Annotated in this window: 17 protein-coding genes; 10 read left to right on the top strand and 7 right to left on the bottom strand. The window is 37.3% G+C overall.

What is annotated here, in order from left to right; translation table 11 throughout:
* The first annotated feature begins 49 nt into the window (after positions 1-49).
* From pepT to DLJ74_RS12855, 8 genes are all read left to right on the top strand, one after another.
* On the top strand, positions 50-1,279 hold the full coding sequence (pepT, locus tag DLJ74_RS12890) for a peptidase T (protein ID WP_109984781.1): 1,230 nt from the start codon (positions 50-52) through the stop codon (positions 1,277-1,279).
* 201 nt (positions 1,280-1,480) lie between these two features.
* Entirely contained in the window at positions 1,481-2,311 is an 831-nt protein-coding gene (locus tag DLJ74_RS12885; protein ID WP_181397562.1) for a TetR/AcrR family transcriptional regulator, read from the top strand.
* On the top strand, positions 2,311-3,792 hold the full coding sequence (locus DLJ74_RS12880) for an MDR family MFS transporter (protein ID WP_109984779.1): 1,482 nt from the start codon (positions 2,311-2,313) through the stop codon (positions 3,790-3,792). The genes DLJ74_RS12885 and DLJ74_RS12880 overlap by 1 nt, the downstream gene beginning before the upstream one ends.
* Before the next feature lie 178 nt (positions 3,793-3,970).
* Positions 3,971-4,897 (top strand): DUF7847 domain-containing protein, encoded by a 927-nt coding sequence (locus DLJ74_RS12875; RefSeq protein WP_109984778.1) that lies wholly within the window; start codon positions 3,971-3,973, stop codon positions 4,895-4,897.
* A 13-nt stretch (positions 4,898-4,910) separates the two neighbouring features.
* Positions 4,911-5,573 carry a DUF4129 domain-containing protein gene (locus tag DLJ74_RS12870; protein WP_054860676.1) on the top strand — a complete coding sequence of 221 codons (663 nt, stop codon included), beginning with the start codon at positions 4,911-4,913 and terminating at the stop codon, positions 5,571-5,573.
* A complete protein-coding gene (locus tag DLJ74_RS12865; RefSeq protein ID WP_109984777.1) occupies positions 5,570-6,712 on the top strand; it encodes a DUF4350 domain-containing protein in 1,143 nt (380 codons plus the stop codon). The genes DLJ74_RS12870 and DLJ74_RS12865 overlap by 4 nt, the downstream gene beginning before the upstream one ends.
* Positions 6,709-7,638 carry an AAA family ATPase gene (locus DLJ74_RS12860; protein WP_109984776.1) on the top strand — a complete coding sequence of 310 codons (930 nt, stop codon included), beginning with the start codon at positions 6,709-6,711 and terminating at the stop codon, positions 7,636-7,638. Before DLJ74_RS12865 ends, DLJ74_RS12860 begins: the two co-directional genes overlap by 4 nt.
* A complete protein-coding gene (locus tag DLJ74_RS12855; RefSeq protein ID WP_109984775.1) occupies positions 7,592-8,947 on the top strand; it encodes a DUF58 domain-containing protein in 1,356 nt (451 codons plus the stop codon). The genes DLJ74_RS12860 and DLJ74_RS12855 overlap by 47 nt, the downstream gene beginning before the upstream one ends.
* Here the strand turns inward: DLJ74_RS12855 and DLJ74_RS12850 are convergent.
* Positions 8,927-9,898, bottom strand: coding sequence for a stage II sporulation protein M (locus DLJ74_RS12850; RefSeq protein WP_109984774.1), 972 nt, complete (start codon positions 9,896-9,898; stop codon positions 8,927-8,929). The genes DLJ74_RS12855 and DLJ74_RS12850 overlap by 21 nt on opposite strands.
* A gap of 88 nt (positions 9,899-9,986) precedes the next feature.
* Here DLJ74_RS12850 and DLJ74_RS12845 point away from each other — a divergent pair, with 88 nt between their 5' ends.
* Entirely contained in the window at positions 9,987-10,772 is a 786-nt protein-coding gene (locus DLJ74_RS12845) for an RDD family protein (RefSeq protein WP_109984773.1), read from the top strand.
* A 101-nt stretch (positions 10,773-10,873) separates the two neighbouring features.
* On the opposite strand, the gene DLJ74_RS20485 is transcribed toward DLJ74_RS12845, so the two are convergent.
* Positions 10,874-11,050, bottom strand: a complete 177-nt coding sequence (locus DLJ74_RS20485; RefSeq protein ID WP_181397560.1) for a hypothetical protein — start codon at positions 11,048-11,050, stop codon at positions 10,874-10,876.
* A gap of 319 nt (positions 11,051-11,369) precedes the next feature.
* Here DLJ74_RS20485 and DLJ74_RS12840 point away from each other — a divergent pair, with 319 nt between their 5' ends.
* Positions 11,370-12,152 (top strand): TIGR00266 family protein, encoded by a 783-nt coding sequence (locus DLJ74_RS12840; protein ID WP_109984772.1) that lies wholly within the window; start codon positions 11,370-11,372, stop codon positions 12,150-12,152.
* Between the two features lie 46 nt (positions 12,153-12,198).
* Here DLJ74_RS12840 and DLJ74_RS12835 read toward each other — a convergent pair whose 3' ends face one another.
* From DLJ74_RS12835 to DLJ74_RS12815, 5 genes are all read right to left on the bottom strand, one after another.
* The gene (locus tag DLJ74_RS12835) at positions 12,199-12,438 is read right to left on the bottom strand and encodes a MerR family transcriptional regulator (RefSeq protein WP_054788226.1); all 240 of its coding nucleotides are present in this window, start codon (positions 12,436-12,438) and stop codon (positions 12,199-12,201) included.
* A gap of 22 nt (positions 12,439-12,460) precedes the next feature.
* The gene (locus tag DLJ74_RS12830) at positions 12,461-13,183 is read right to left on the bottom strand and encodes an exonuclease domain-containing protein (protein ID WP_109984771.1); all 723 of its coding nucleotides are present in this window, start codon (positions 13,181-13,183) and stop codon (positions 12,461-12,463) included.
* Positions 13,177-14,139 carry a DUF294 nucleotidyltransferase-like domain-containing protein gene (locus DLJ74_RS12825; protein WP_109984770.1) on the bottom strand — a complete coding sequence of 321 codons (963 nt, stop codon included), beginning with the start codon at positions 14,137-14,139 and terminating at the stop codon, positions 13,177-13,179. Before DLJ74_RS12825 ends, DLJ74_RS12830 begins: the two co-directional genes overlap by 7 nt.
* Before the next feature lie 25 nt (positions 14,140-14,164).
* A complete protein-coding gene (locus DLJ74_RS12820) occupies positions 14,165-15,433 on the bottom strand; it encodes an ammonium transporter (RefSeq protein WP_109984769.1) in 1,269 nt (422 codons plus the stop codon).
* A gap of 194 nt (positions 15,434-15,627) precedes the next feature.
* Complete coding sequence (locus DLJ74_RS12815; RefSeq protein ID WP_109984768.1) at positions 15,628-17,547, bottom strand: PTS fructose transporter subunit IIABC; 1,920 nt, start codon at positions 17,545-17,547, stop codon at positions 15,628-15,630.
* Positions 17,548-17,657: the final 110 nt, after the last annotated feature.

Below are 17,657 nucleotides of genomic sequence, written 5' to 3'. Positions count from 1 at the left end.
TATTATCATATTTTTTGATTTTCTTAATTGCAAAGAAGGGGATTTTTATATGAAAAATAAATTAATAGAAAGACTTACCACCTACGCGAAAATCAATACCCAATCTAATGAGAATAATTCGAGCTGTCCTTCTACTGATGGGCAATGGGAGTTAGCACACCTCCTCGTTGATGAATTAAAATCTATTGGTATGAAGGATGTCACTATTGACGAAAACTGCTATGTGATGGCAACCTTACCAAACAATACAGATAAAGAACTACCAGTCATAGGCTTTTTAGCGCATATGGATACTGCAACCGATTTTACAGGTAACGGTGTAAATCCACAACTAACAAAAAATTACGATGGTAAGGATATTATTCTTCATCAGGCCTTAAATATTATTCTTTCACCAAAAGAGTTTCCAGAACTTAAAAATTATACTGGCCATACACTGATGACGACAGATGGAACGACATTACTTGGTGCAGATAATAAAGCAGGAACTGCTGAAATTATGACTGCAATGGAATACTTAATCAAAAACCCTCAGCTTCCGCATGGAGATATAAGAGTGGCTTTCACTCCAGATGAGGAAATCGGACGAGGACCACATAAATTCGATGTGCAACGGTTCGGGGCAGATTTTGCCTATACAATAGACGGTGGCCCTCTCGGAGAGCTACAGTATGAAAGCTTTAATGCTGCCGCAGCAAAAATCACAATTAAAGGCAACAATGTACATCCAGGTACTGCAAAAGGGAAACTGATCCATGCTATAAAGATTGGGATGGAACTCCATTCCTTACTACCAAATCAAGAAGCACCTGAGTATACGGAGGAATATCAAGGGTTCTACCATTTATTATCTTTTGAAGGCGATGTAGAAACAGCCAAGCTCTATTATATTATCCGTGACCATGACCGAAAAAAATTTGATCAAAAGAAGCAGAATTTAAATGATATGGTAGAAGTACTTCAACAGAAGTATGGAAGAGAAAGAATATCATTAGAAATGATAGACCAATATTATAATATGGCTGAAAAAATCGAACCAGTAAAGCATATTGTTGATTTGGCTTATCAAGCAATGACTGAAGCAGGTGTTACCCCTAATGTGAAACCAATTCGTGGGGGGACAGATGGATCACAGCTCTCTTTCATGGGTTTACCTACACCGAATATTTTTACTGGAGGCGAAAACTTCCATGGAAAATATGAATATATATCTATTGAAAATATGGAAAAAGCCGTCCACACGATTACAAAAATTGCTGAATTAGCTACAAAGAATTAGGATTTTAAGGCAAATAAGAGGAACGATTCAAAATTAGATCGTCCTCTTATTTGTTTTTTTATAAAATAATCCTTCCAACCCTGCACTAAACTTTACAATCTCTTAAATTTTATTTCATTGACAATCCTTCTCTCATCCTATAAAATCCTAACATGACCAATAAGTCATAATAATGACTATAAAGTCAAAGTGGTGATCAAATTGGATAAAAAGCAAGAAATTTTACAAGCTGCACTAAGGCTTTTTTCTGAAAAGGGCTTTAATGAAACCTCGGTTCAAGAAATTGCAAATGAAGCACATATATCCAAAGGCGGATTTTATACCTATTTCTCTTCCAAAAAAGGCCTAATGCTTGAAATGATTAAAGAATACCATGACAAAATCATCGATCAAGCAAGTCAATTTCAATTATTAGAGAATGCCTCACCTTGGCAGCAATTAGCAAGTTATATAGAGCTCGAAATTCGTACATTGCTTGAACATCAATCTTTTTTCTATGTTGTATTCAAGGAGTTTCCGCCAAAAGCAGATGAACAAGTAACCAAGTGGATGGACGAAACACAAATAACGATAACAAATAATCAGTTAAATATTTTTCGGCTTATCTATGGAAAGGAATTTGAGTCTTATTACACGGATTTGATCGTAATTATGCAAGGACTGGTGAAAGAATATACCTTCTACGTAGAGATAAATAATAGAAGCATCCATGCGCACGAGTTAAGTGAATGGATCGGTCACCTAATTCATTCCATTGTTATGCACTTACAAGAAAAACAACCTCTACTACACGAAAAAACTCAAAGTGTAGAAGACATTTTTAAAAATTTAAAGAAACAAATAGAGGTATGGCCTGATGAGAACCAAAAAAGGAAGTATGAGGAGACGCTTCATTTAATACAATTAGAGTGGCAAAAAACAAACAAAAATAAAACGTTACTCGAAATTTTATTTCATTATTTGAAATCAGAAAACACGCTTTGCTTTGATATTTTGCAATTAGAACAATTAATTTTACAGGAGGAAATATAATGACACAGCAACCTAATATAGAGGAAGTGAGACGAATACCAATGATGGCAGTGATGTTAATTGGGGCTTTCGTTGGTCTATTAAATGAAACACTTCTTGCTACAGCATTACCAAGTATCATGAATGATTTTGGAATTCAAGAAAACCAAGTTCAATGGTTAACTACCGCCTTTTTGTTAACAAATGGGGTGATGATCCCCATTTCTGCTTTTCTTATTGAAAGATTTACAACAAGACAATTATTCTTAACCTCATTAAGTATTTTTGCATTAGGGACATTGATTGCAGCTATCTCCCACACCTTTGAGCTGTTATTAGTAGCCAGAGTTGTTCAAGCAGCTGGTTCAGGGATTATGCTACCATTAATGATGACGGTTATGTTAACGATCTTCCCAGTCGAAAAAAGGGGAGCTGCCATGGGGATGGCGGGGATTGTTATTTCCTTTGCACCAGCAATTGGCCCTACGTTATCAGGATGGTTACTTGAATTTTTCTCATGGAGAGGCTTGTTCTATGTCGTCCTACCAATTGTCGTGATTGCGATTATCGTTGCTTCTATGTTTGTGAAGAATGTGACCAAATTAACGTATCCCAAGATTGATATTCTATCTATTCTTCTCTCTTCTTTAGGTTTTGGAGGATTACTTTACGGTTTTAGTACAATTGGTGGACATAGTGGCGAGTCTTCTGATGGCTTGAGCCAAACCGCTCTTTTCATCATTCTTGGAGGAGCAATCATTTTAGCATTGTTTATTATTCGCCAAATCAAATTGAAAAAACCAATGCTAGAGTTTCGGGTTTTTCGTTATCCCATCTTCTCCCTATCATTAGTCATTACGATGATTGTACTAATGGCACTAATCGGGGCTGAAACAATGCTTCCACTCTATATGCAAAACACAAGAGGGTTTTCTGCATTGGAAGCTGGTATGATGATGCTACCAGGTGCTATTGTGATGGGGATTATGTCCCCTATTACAGGAATGCTTTTTGATAAATATGGAGCTAAATGGCTTGCTGCAATTGGGTTAACCATTGTAACGATTACAACATACTTTTTCACCAATTTAACTATGGATACTTCCTATACCTTGCTTGTCGTTGTTTATGCCATTAGAATGCTTGGTTTGTCCTTAGTAATGATGCCAGTTATGACTGCAGGACTGAATCAGCTTCCACAGGAATGGCATCCACACGGTACAGCGATGGCAAATACCTTCCAACAGGTATCTGCCTCGATTGGAACTGCGATTCTCATAACTGTAATGACGTCAGCAGCTAAAAATTACCAGCCAGAGCAAGCAGCATTAGCCGGATTATCTGAAGAAGAGGCAATCTTGCAGGTTGCTAACAATGCATCGATGAGCGGATTTAATACAGCATTTTGGCTTGCTACTGCTTTATCAATCGTTGGATTAGCCCTTTCCTTCTTCTTAAGCTCCAAGCCAAAAACAAAAGAGCAACAAGAAAAAATTGCTTAATTATCCTTTCAGTGGGGCTGATCCATACCCCACTGATTTTTTCAGGTTGGAGTTGACCTCCCTATGTCCTTTTCTATCCTCCTTCCAATCCTTCACTATTTTATTAAAAATTATTCCATATCGTCTAAATCATGTTAAAATAGTCACTATGTAGTATTTATCAAGGGGGACCGATTTAATGAATAATAATATGAAAAAACCTTTAAGTTTTGGAGAGATTTTAGACCAAACCTTTCGAATTGTAAAAACGAATTTCGGGTCATTATTTATGATTTCTTTTCTTGTCATGGCACCGATTTTGATCATCCAATCCATTATGTTAGCCCTAAGTGGTCGAGATTTATTCTCAAGTATTGATCCGAATGAGAGCTTTTTTGACCAGATTTTGAATGATCCGTATGTACAGGGATATGAGCTAGGATATGCTGCAGGAGATCTTTTTCAGGAATCATTAATTTTACTTTCCTCATTATTAGTTATTTTTGCCACACCGTTGATTGCTGGTGCCACTGTTTGGGGTGTGAAGCATGCCCGTGATGGAGAGTCCTTCATGGCAAAGGATATGTTAAAAAAAGCTTCTAAAAGATATTGGCCTTTATTAGGTGGTACGTTCTTACTTGGCCTTATTATCTTTGGTATCATGTTTGCATTTTTTATGTTCGTTTTCTTAACACTACTCGTGATGATCCCACTACAGCCTATTGCAGGTATTCCTATTTTAATTCTTTTAATTATTGGTTTTATATTAGGTGCAGGGCTATTATTTACAAGATGGAGCTTGTATCTACCTGCCACTTTATTTGAAAGAGTTGCTCCTGGTCTGGCAAAGAGCTGGAGATTAACGAAAAGACAAACATGGAAATTTTTTGGGATGTTTATTGTTTTAGCCATTATTATTGGGATCTTTAGCTCCATATTTGAATTACTTCTAGGTTGGTTGGGAGACAGCGTACTATACCAATTGTTATACAATTTCCTTACCATGATCACCTCCATCATATTTACGGTTGGTTATTCGGTGATGTATTTTGATGCTAGAGTAAGACAGGAAGCTACTGATCTTAAAGATATGATCGATGAATATGACGTGACGGAGAGACCTTAAAGGAGACTTGTCGATGTCAGCTTATACGAACGCAAGAGAAGAAATGAATCAAATACTCAATCAGGAAGAATACCAAGTCTATTATGAGGATAATCGTAGCTTACTAGAAATCATTTGGTCTAATATTAAGGAATGGTTTACAGATTTATTATCAAAGCTAAACATACCTGTCTCCAGTGACTCAGCAATCGGTAATACTATCATTATTACCGTCATGGCTATTCTTGCTATTGCGATAATCCTTCTATTCCTTCTGGTTATTATGAATATTGTAAGACGTCGAAAGCTAAGGAGTTCCCAACCACTCCAGTCTAATAGGGAGCTTGAATGGAGCTATGAGAAACATTTACGTGAAGCCGAAAAGCAAGCAAATGAAGGCCAATTTCGTATTGCTACTAGACATCATTTTTTAGCTTTACTACTAATACTCCGTGAAAGAAATCTACTAGAAGTTAAAAGGTGGAAAACGAATTGGGAGTATTACGATGAATTAAGAAAAAAAGATAAGGATCTGGCAAATAACTTCTATCAAGCTGCTCTATTTTTCGAGCAAGCAACCTATGGCGAGCGGAAAGTAGAAGAAAATGATTATCAGACTTATTATACAACGATCAATGAATTGATCTCAGCGATAATAGAAGGGTTTCCAAACGAAGGAACGGGTGATTCATCATGAATTCTAGCAAATTTCATAAAAAGACATGGATAGTTGGTGTAGTGTTCTTTTTACTGCTTATTTTGTTAAGTTTTTTCTCTACAAGTGATTCACCCAAGCAATATCCCAGTTTTTTAACAGAATCTCCTTCCTTAACAGGAACGAAAGCAATATATACTTATTTAAGGCAACAATCAGATGATGTCACAAGAGTAACATCACTACCACATGAGGAAACGAATACAGAGGAATTACGCATGATGATAAATCCTCCTGTATTAACAGATAAAGTAGCAGAAGAAAGTTATCTGGAATATATCGAAAAGGGAAATACGCTTGTGATATGGAAAGAAAATCCTAATGATTTGTTCGGTATAGAAGCAACATTACAAGTGGATCCCTATACCAAACAAACGCAGCAACCAAGTCAGGTGCAAAGCCCTAACAATAGTTATGAAGCTGTTATAAATAGCGCCTATCGACTTGAATCAACGGAACAAGATAATGTGCTATTAGAGGATTCCTATGGTGTACTTGCCTTAGAAAGACGTATCGGTGATGGGCATTTGATTGTCATAACAGAACCAAATTGGTTGACGAATGACCAAATTACCGATTATGAGCATACAGAAATCATTTTTGATACACTGTCCTTCGAGAGATTTCCATCCATTACCTTTGATGAATTCCATTTTCATTCATCAAACGGCCTTGTCTCTCCATTGAAAATATTCCCTGGGTGGGCATATGTTTTATTCGTAGAAGGAATTATCTTTGCTCTCTTTGTACTGTGGTATCAAGGAAAACGTTTTGGACCTATTCGAATAGCCAGAGAGGAACATGTCCGATTAGGTGATGAAAGATTAAATGCTGTTGCCATTTGGCATTTGAAAGGGAAAAATTACAAATCGGCGATTCTTCATCAAGTGGACTATTTAAAAGAGGCTATACGAGAAAGATATGGTATACCATACGACAATTCCTGGCAAAAAAGAATGGAACATTTAGTTCCTACGTTAGAATCCTTATCTACGAAGGACGCAACTTACTTCGCTCAAGAATTAGAAACAGTACTGAATAAGGATAAAATAAATAAATACGAATTCTTAACTCTATCAGCAAGTATCGAAAAAATAAGAGAAGAGGTGGAAACTAGATGAGTCAAACGATGATCAATCTATTAGAAAAATATGAACAACGTATTATTGGCCAACAAAAAAATCTTCGATTATTATTAACCGCAGCATTGGCTGGTGGCCATGTACTTATTGAAGGCGTACCAGGGACAGGAAAAACACAAATGGTCAAGACATTGGCTAAGTTAGTGGACGGGGAGTTTAATCGAATCCAATTCACTCCCGATTTACTGCCAAGTGATATCACTGGTAGCTCGATTTATAACATGAAGGAGCAAGCCTTCCAAACCTTAAAAGGACCTATTTTCACCAATGTTTTGCTTGCAGACGAGATTAATCGTACACCGGCTAAAACTCAAGCGGCATTATTAGAAGCAATGGAAGAAAAACAAGTGACGATCCAAGGAGAAACCTATCCATTGCCAGATTTTTTCTTCGTTGCAGCAACTCAAAATCCGATCGAATTTGAAGGTACATATCCTTTACCGGAAGCACAGCAGGACCGTTTTTTGTTCAAGCTTAGAATCAATTTCCCTTCATTAGAAGAGGAGATCGAAGTATTACAAATGGTGATAACTGAACAGCTACACCCAACGGAGCTCAAGGCAATGTTTACCAAAGAGGAGCTTGCTTCCATACAAACAGAAGTACAACAGGTTAAAATTAGTGATAGTATAGCCGATTATATTTTGAAAATAGTGAGGAAAACACGAGAGCTTGAACAAATTCAACACGGAGCAAGCACTCGTGCAGCTATCGCTATCGCCAAAACTGCTCAAGTATGGGCATATTTAGACAATCGAGATTATGTAACTCCAGATGATGTGAAATTAATGACAGTACCGAGTCTAAGACACCGAATCCAACTGTCTCCCTATGCAGAATTGGAGGGATCTGATATTGATGAAACGATTAAAGCCCTTGTGGGATCGATTGCTGTTCCAAGATAAAGGTGTATTACCAACGAAAACCTTTATTATATATTTTAGCTTATTCATCATCGCTTTGTTTTTCTTATCCTTTTGGCGTTTCAGTTGGTTATTTTTAATGTTTGCAACAATCCTGTTTCTTTGTCTTAGTATCATAGATTTATATCTAATGCCAGGACGCAAGGAACTAACAATTACACGCGAATTGACAAAAGAAATGGAGCGCTATGAAAATTACTTAGTAAAGATGACGATCGAAAATAAATCAAGCTTTGACTGTATCATTAGAATAAAGGATAGCTTTCCTGTATCGTTTCAGACTACTTTCCCTGAAAATCAATCGATACCAAAGCTTCAAAAAACCATGCTTTCTTATGAGATAAAACCACTAATACGAGGGAAATACACGATTGATAAGCTTTATACAAGATATAGGAGTAAGATTGGATTATGGGAGAGACAATTAACTTTTAACCAAAAAGATGAGTTAAAGGTCATTCCTAACCTATCAGAAACAAAGAAATATTTAGCAAGTGCACAAAATTATTTACTACATGAAGGAATTAAAATTAGAAAAATGAAAAGTGGGATGGGTGAATTTTCTAAGGTTAGATCCTATGTGGTTGGTGATGATCCTCGAAAAATGAATTGGAGGCAATCTGCCAAACTTCAAGAGATGATGACAAACGAATATGAGCCTGAGCATGGAAAAAACCTTACCATATTAATTGATTGTGGAAGAATGATGGGGGTGGAGCTCGAGGAAGGAAATCGCTTAGAAAAATCGATCGAAGCAGCAATCACGCTAGCTACTGCTGCATTAGATAATGGTGATCATGTCTCGGTGATTGCATTTTCTAAAGATATTAAGACAGTTATCCCATCAGGAAAAGGGTTGGATCATTTAAATACGATTCTTCAAGGAATATACTCACTTCAAGTAGATCCTCAGGAATCGAATTATGAACTAGCGATAAGATATATACAATCCGTTCAAAACAAACGGAGTATGATTATTTTATTTAGTGACATCCAAACATTTATCCATGAGGACCATCATTTATTTTATTTGAAGGAGCTCCGGAGGAAGCACTTATTTTTGATGCTAGGAATAAAAGATCTGTTATTACATCAAAAAATAGAAAAGAAACCAACAACAGTAAAGCTGGCAATGGAAAAAAGCGTGGCACAAAAGCAGTATCTCCTTCAAAAGAAAGGAATGAGAAAATGGGAGAAGCATGGTTTGCCCATGCTAGAATCCCCTGCAGAAGACCTTGCGGTAACCGCAGTTTCTCAATATATTGATACATTAAATAGAGGATTGCTGTAGTGCTCTTTTTTGCATATGGTAATATCCGAATATCATATAAAAGATTAAGCCTAATCCTGTTAAAATAGCAACTGCATATTTCATTTCTAATGATAAGTTAGCAGGTGTAATAAATCCTTCTATAATACCGGCAATAACAAAGAGCGGGATGGTACCTAATAAAAGTTGAACAGATCTTAATGTCTGCAGTTTTAATTGGTATCCTCTTGTATAAGCACCTGGGACAAATAATTTATATCCCATCAGCAAGCCCGCTCCACCTGCTATAAATATCGCTAACAATTCGATTACACCATGTGGAACAATATATGCCCAAAATGCATAGGAATTATCATACTGATAAAATAGACCTGCTAAAGCACCGATAATGATACCATTGTATATTAAAACATATACTGTCAAGATGCCAAACGTAATTCCACCAGCAAATGCCAATATTGCTACTCGGATATTGTTGACCATAATCTCTGCAGACATTGAGGCAGAATCCACTTCCATTCTTGGCTCTTCTCCTAAAGTTTCAGGCTCAACCGATTGTACCATTTCTTGTGGAAGAATAGCATATACATAAGTGGAGTTTTCTATTACGGCCAAATAGCTTGCCAAAAATCCGAATCCAAACAATAGCATCGCGAGCACGATAGCCTTCCACTGTCCTAAGAGCAAACCTACGAATTTTGAACTTATGAAATGGTAGATTTGCTTTCCAGAGGTTTGCTCAGATTTATATAAGACATTATGTGCTTTTGCAACTAGCTCATTTAAATAACGAGTAATCTCTTCATCAGGAAAATAGGTTTGACTATACGACAACTGCCTTGCTACCTTTTGATAGGTTAGTTGAAACGAATCGATCGTTTCTGGATCTTTTTTTGATTGGATTAGCTTGATAAGCTTTTCTAAGTTTCTCCAGTCGTCACGGTTTTGTTTCATAAATTGATTTAATTGCATATATTCACCTAATTTTCTAACTTTTTACTACATTATACTGCAACGAACAGCAAATGAACAGATCACATTTTTTCATGGAGGAATACTTATGGCACAGGAACAGGTTAATGTCAAAACCCCTGAATACGTCTCATTACAATTTCAATTGGCTGGATTAGGATCTCGAGCTACTGCACAAATCATTGACTATACGATTATTGCAATTGTTGAGATCATCCTTCTTCTCCTAATCATTTTTTCCGGTATCAATGATTTTATTTTGTTTGATGAAGGAATTGGGTATGCCATCGCCTTTTATCTTATCATCACCCTACTCCTTCAATTCGGCTACTTTATTTTTTTGGAGTATTTTTGGAGTGGGCGAACTATCGGAAAAAGGATGTTAAATATTCGCGTAATACAAGAAAATGGTCATAACATTACCTTTTTATCGAGTATTATTCGAAACTTTTTGCGAGTGGTAGATATGCTCCCTTTTGGCTATCTCGTTGGAATGATTATGATTTTTTCTCACCAAAAGCATAAAAGATTAGGAGATTTAACAGCAGGCACCATTGTCGTTCATGAACGAGCAAATAAATCGAACAGACTATCACCATTAGAAAAATATATTCAGAAGAAGAATTTACAAAAAGAAGAACTAGCGATCGATGCCTTCCACTTAAAACAGTTCACTAACAAGGATTGGCGCTTACTTTCTACTTATTGTTCTCGTCTACCTGATATCAAGCAGGAAGAGCGTACCGAATTAACTAGACAGATTGCAGATATCCTACTTCCTAAGATTGAATCAGAAGTAGCTAGTCTTCATCGAAGCGATGAAGATATCCTTCTTTTGCTTTATTTACATTTAAAAGAAGAATGGGAATTCTAAAATATCGTCTCGCTCTCTTATATATTCATACAAAAAACCTCCTGAATTTTTCAGGAGGTTTTATTTCGCATTATCTATCCTTACGAAAAGGTTAGTTTGGATTATCTCATATTTTTTCCAGCAATGACTGGTTGGACCTGTGGATTGGGTTGTTCTGTTGTGTCTAAACTTATCTCTACTTTTAGCTTTTTACGACGTGAAGAGATTTTTTCCACGACAGACAAAACCAGAAAAGTTAGTAGAATAGTTAAAGAAACCATGTATAAAGATGTCACCATAGTCAACTATCCCCTTTCCCAATAAAATTTATCCATTTATTAATGAATTCACTTATATCGTACCATATTTTTTTAATTTGTAAATATATTTTTCGAAATTCTTTATAATTCTTTTTAATACTCTTATTAATCCTCAAATACTCATGATTTACCCCTAAAAATAGAAGAAACGACCTCGAATTTTTTATAAAATTTTTGAATATTTATTCACATACTTTTCTGAATCTTCTGTTATATCTGTTTTTCTATAGTTGAAACTTTTTCAACCTATTTAACGTATGCTTAGTTAGAAAGGATAAATCTATAAGGAGTGGATAATATGAATACTCACGAAATTGACTATGAGCTTCATGGAGATGATATGCAATTTGTCGAGATAGAACTAGATCCTCATGAAACAGTAGTTGCGGAAGCTGGTAGTTTGATGATGATGGATGATGGCATTAAAATGGAAACGATTTTTGGAGATGGATCCTCCCATCATGGTGGAATTGTAGGTAAATTGCTCGGGGCAGGTAAACGTGTAGTTACCGGAGAAAGCTTATTTATGACTACCTTCACTAATGAAGGAATGGGAAAAAAACGTGTATCCTTTGCCTCTCCTTATCCCGGAAGAATTGTACCAATGGATTTGAGTGAGCAAGGAGGAAAAATCGTCTGTCAAAAAGACGCTTTTTTGGCAGCTGCAAAAGGTGTATCTGTAGGTATCGAATTCCAGAAAAGGATTCGAACTGGATTCTTTGGTGGGGAGGGATTTATTATGCAAAAGCTTGAAGGAGATGGTATGGCTTTTGTCCATGCTGGAGGTACCATCCACCAAAAAACACTTCAACCAGGAGAAAGGCTTAAGGTAGATACAGGCTGTTTAGTAGCGATGACAGGTAACGTCCAATATGATATCGAATTTGTTGGTGGCATTAAGACAGCACTATTCGGTGGAGAAGGGATCTTTTTCGCTACATTATCTGGACCTGGTACAGTATGGATTCAATCCTTGCCATTTAGTCGTTTAGCTAGTAAAGTATTTGCTGCTCTTCCTCAAAAAGGTGGAAACAAAGGGGAAGGTGGAATTGGCGGTGTATTTAATCTGTTTAATGAATAGTGTAAGCATAAACACCCCTCGCTACCTCTTGTAACAGCGAAGGGTGTTAATCCTTTAGCATTGCTTTTATCCCTGCAATATTAATACCTTGATCAATATATGCTTTTATTTTCTTTAGTTGATGAATATCGTGGATGGAAAACATTCTTCTATTGCCATTATTCCTCCTCGGTGAAATAAGACCCTGCTTTTCATAATAACGAATTTGTCGTCCTGATAATTCGGTCAATTCCTCTACGACACTTATTGGAAAGGTGGCTTTATATTCAGGAATATCATGACTCAACTTGTTTTGCTCCTTTCAGATATTATGATTGTCTAGCAATATGAGCATACACTTCCTTTAAGCTTTGAAATCCCATTGCTTCCACTTGTCTTATGCATGCAGACCAAATTCTTGCTGTCGCAACTGCATCATAAAGAGCATGGTGCCTAATTCCAATGTCTATCCCGTAATGATTACACCAGTCATCCAGACTAACATAATTGCATCCATTTGCCACCACCTTTGTTAAAAACGTCGTATCCAGTATGCGGTGCTGAAAGCTAGTTTTTAACTCGGTCCAGCTGGCATGCTTCATAAATTGCTTTTCATGACTGGAATGGTGTGCTACTAACGTATCACTTTTCACAAACTGATAGAATTGTCGTAACACTGTGACGAGTGGTGCCGCTTTTTTTAGTTCAAAGGCTGTTATACCAGTTAATGCTTCAATCTCCTTTGAAAGAGGCCATTCATGATTCACCGTTTTATAGAAGAGTTGATCAGTTAACACCCTTGGCCCCACCATCCTGATTGCCCCAATCGATAGGATACGATCACCATGGTATGGAGAAAAGCCAGTTGTTTCTAAATCAAAGACAACCATTGGTAGTTCATATATGGGTAAATTCAGTACATCCTTCTTCTTTAATTCCCGTTGCAGGCTCCTAATATAAGCAATTTTATTTGGATCTGTCTCACTAGACATGGAAGTAACCTGATTCCCATAGATTTGCTTCAGAAATTGTAGCATTTGATTCATTACCATTTGGAACACTCAGTTTCGATCGCCTCTTTAGCCAATTGAAATAGCTCTGAACCACTCTTCATGAATTGCTTCAGCTCCTTCTTGTCATCCTTAGATAATTGATGCAAAGGAATGTAATGAACGGCATCATAATTTTCCGCTGCTTTTGTATGAACAAATCTAAATTCCATCAATTGGTGGTAAATTGCTTCATATTCTTGTAAAAAGGTATACTTTGTTTTTAGCTCTTGCATGCGTTGCAGTGTAGAGGCTCGCGATTCTTGATGGTGAAGCGCTAATAAACGCATCGCATTAACATAAGGAAGGATAGTCGTAGTTTTTATCGGAACTCTTCCAGACATTGGTCCAGATTGCTCTGTTAGAAGCTTTCCAAAGATATTTGTGCCTTTTCGAATAAAGTCAAAATTATCAATAAATCTATTGTAAAGCTGTCGATGGTTTTCTAAATAACAGAAGGTCGTAACCTTAACCTTTGCTAATAAATTTTTTTGACCAATTAATACTCTTGAATCAAAAAAGGTAGAAAAATGCCTTAATGACTGCCAGGAAGCCTGCTCTAGCCATCCAATTACTTGTTCGCTCCAGCTAGCAAGAGTTTGAGTCCACATTGATTCAGAAGCCATTACCTTACCATCACAGCGTTGATAGCCTGTTAGCTCAAGTCCAGTCACAATCTCCTTTCCTAACCTTAGAAAGTATCGTTTATGCTCTTTTTTTCCATCAAATACAATCCCATGGTCTTGATCACTCCAAATGGATTGCTCCCTTCGTCCAGCACTCCCCATGACAAAAAAGGCAAAGGGAGCAGGTATTCTCCCCTGCTCTGCTTCTACTTTTTCAATGGCAAGATGGACTACTCTTTTCATCAGTTCATCATGCCATTGATTCAAGTGTTCTGATGTGGTTTGCTTATGGATTTCTTGCTTCCGCATAAGATGGATCGCTTCATAATTCATGTCGGAAGTCATCCCCTTTTCCGAATTATTTAGCCTGTTGTTCATTTAATGGAGAGATATTCTCTGGATAGCCATAGCTACCATGCTCACTCAAGTCAAGACCAATTATTTCTTCTTCTTCTGTTACACGTAAACCGCCCATGACTTTATCCATTACCTTAAGAATAATGAAGGAAGCAATGAATGCATAGGCACCACTTGCTACAACACCTAAAATTTGTACCATTAGTTGTTCTAAGCCTCCTCCATAAAACAACCCAGGCAAGCCCCAGTCAGCACCAATTGATAAGGATTCTGTTGCGAAGAAACCAGTAGAGATCGTTCCCCATACTCCTACAGTTCCATGAACAGATAAGGCAAAAATCGGATCATCGATTCTTGCTCGATCGAAGAATCTCATGCTTCCATATACGATTATGCCCCCAATTGCACCTATCACCACTGCTGCCCAAGGTTCTACAAAGCCACATGAAGCGGTAATGGCAACCAATCCTGCTAATGCACCATTCAGTGTTGTCGGTACGTCTGCTTTACCAGTAATTGCCCAAACTGTAAACATGGCGGCAAGTGCACCAGCTGCTGCTGCTAGTTGTGTATTTAAAATAACGTAACCAAAGAAAGCCTCAGAAACTCCGAATGTACTTGCCCCATTAAAGCCAAACCATCCTACCCACAAAAGCAAAACAGCTAAAGCAGTGTACACTTGGTTATGTCCAGCTAAATTATTTGTGGAACCATTTTTATTATATTTACCTATACGTGGCTTCAAAATAATCGTTGCAGCAAGGGCCGCCATTGCACCAGTTAAGTGGACAACAGTAGATCCTGCAAAGTCCTGTTTTCCATGATCTGCTAGCCATCCTCCACCCCATATCCAATGGGCTACAACCGGATAGACGATAGCAGAGAATAAAACTGCAAATACGACATAAGCCGATAATTTCGCTCTCTCAGCAAAGCCTCCAAATGCAATCGTTAAAGCGATAAGGGCAAACATCATCTGAAACATAAAGTCTACCGCTGGTGAAAGTCCTTCTTCACTAAAGCTTGTATCCCCATAGAAAAAATTAGAAAGTCCAATAAACCAGTTGCCGTCTCCATAGATAAAGCCATATCCTACTGCCCAGAAGACGAGTGAACCTATTCCTGCTGTAAAGATTGTTTTACCGGCAATATGACCGGCATTCTTCATTCTAGTGGAACCAGCTTCTAATAAAATAAAACCACCAAGCATTAATAAAACTAAAAAAGTCCCAATAATAACCCATACATTATCCATCAATACAGTTTCCATCTGATTTCTCTCTCCTTGTAAAAAGTATTAACATCAACTGTTAAACATAGTGTAATCTGATTTTAGAAAGCACACCATTTCCATGTAAGGTTTCCTTACATGCTTTTTCTAAAGGAAGAGGTTCACAATAGTAAAACTTCTTCGGAATGCACAAAAATCACCAGGGGGCGTTACCCTGGTGACTGTAAAAGTTTTTATTGAATTTGTTCTAATAATTGAAATGCTTCTTCATCTGATTTCGCCCTTAATAATTGCTCTCTAAATTCTTCGTCCATTAATTTTCGGGAAAGCATTTGTAATATTTTTAAGTGTGCATCCCCTTCCGCTTGTTTTGGAACAGCAATCATAAAAATTAATTTAGCTAATGAGTCGTCCAAGCTGTGCCAATCAATGCCATCCTTTTTTATCCCAAAGACTACCCTTGGAGTTTTCACAGCATCAGATTTTCCATGAGGGATTGCCACATTCATACCTATCCCTGTTGAGCTTTCTGCCTCACGCTCTAGAATTGCTTGCTTAAATTCTGTCTTTGAAGTTAGTATATCCTCTTCGTAAAGCTTTTCAATTAATTCATCTATTACTGTATCTCGAGTGTCTCCTTGAAGGTTAACATCCATCAAATCTAGATTTGTTATATCTGTTAATTTATTTATACCTTCAAGCTTTTCAGTCGTCACTTCTGGTTCTTGCTGTGATGATGCTTGGTTGTTTTCTGGGCTAACAACATCCTTTTTTAATAGCTTAATCATTAATGCTGTAACAATAGAGCCAATAATGATCGCCACAAAAAACATCAGTACATTATCTACAGCACCTAATACACCAACAATAGGGCCACCATGTGCCACTCGATCACCTACACCACTTAGCATGGCAATAACTGATCCTGTCATCGATCCGACCATAATACTTGGGATAACTCGTAAAGGATCTTGGGCCGCAAAGGGAATGGCACCTTCTGTAATACCGAATAGTCCCATAGTTAAGGACGCCTTACCTGTCTCTTGTTGTGCCTTTTCAAATTTATTTTTGAATATTAAGGTTGCTAGTCCTAGGCCGATAGGAGGCACTGCAATCGCAACCGCAATCGGACCCATGATTTCGTAGTTTCCTTCACCAATCATCGCTGAACCGAACAAGAAGGCTACTTTGTTGACAGGACCACCCATATCAAAAGAAATCATCGCACCTAATATAAGGGCAAGTAGAATCGAGCTGGTTCCTTGCATTCCTTTTAACCATGATGTGAGAGCTTCAAACACTTGTGCTACTGGTGCTCCAATTAATAATACAAATAAGAGTCCGACAATTAAAGAGGATAGTACCGGAATAATAATGATCGGCATAATCGGCTGCATCATCTTAGGAATTTTGATTTTCTTAATCCAAAGTGCGACATATCCCGCAAGAAAGCCGGCAATAATCCCACCTAGAAAACCTGCACTTGCTTCACTTCCATAAAAGCTACCATTTGCTGCAATGTATCCACCAATCATACCTGGTACTAAACCAGGCCTGTCCGCAATACTATAAGCAATATACCCTGCTAAGATCGGAACCATAAAATTGAAGGAAGCACTTCCAATCTGTTCAATCGTCTTCCAAAAGGAATCTTCTGGAATAACAATTCCGCCCTCACCTGGAACACCACCAAGTGTTAAAGAAATGGCAATTAATAATCCCCCAACAACAATAAATGGTACCATGAAGGAAACACCATTCATTAAGTGACGATAGATTGGATTTTGCTTTGTAGTCTCAGAGGAAGTCGGCATTTTGTCCTTATTTCCCTTTTCTCCTTGGTAAACGGGAGCTTTGTTACTGATCGCTCTATTGATGAGATCTTTTGGGTTTCTAATTCCTTCTTGTACTCCTACTGAAATCAACTTTTTGCCGATAAAGCGACTCTTATCTACTGCTTTATCTGCCGCAATAATGATAGCTTCTGCTTCTTCAATTTCTGCTGCAGTCAGTTGATTTTCAGCGCCGATAGACCCCTGTGTTTCGACTTTTAAATCTATATCCATTTCCTTTGCTGCTTTTTCTAGGTTTTCTGCAGCCATATACGTATGTGCGATACCATTAGGACAAGATGTTATGGCTAATAGCTTCATCTGTTCACACCTCTCTATTCCTTTTATTTTCTTTAGTATACCCCTATATAACCATTTCAAAATATTTATTTATTACCGGAAATTGTGGTAAAAAGATAAAAATCCTATCA

Source organism: Gracilibacillus dipsosauri (assembly GCF_003176895.1).
Lineage (GTDB): Bacteria > Bacillota > Bacilli > Bacillales > Amphibacillaceae > Gracilibacillus > Gracilibacillus dipsosauri.
The sequence above is the reverse complement of the archived record's forward strand: the minus strand, read 5'-3'. Positions and strand labels throughout refer to the sequence as shown.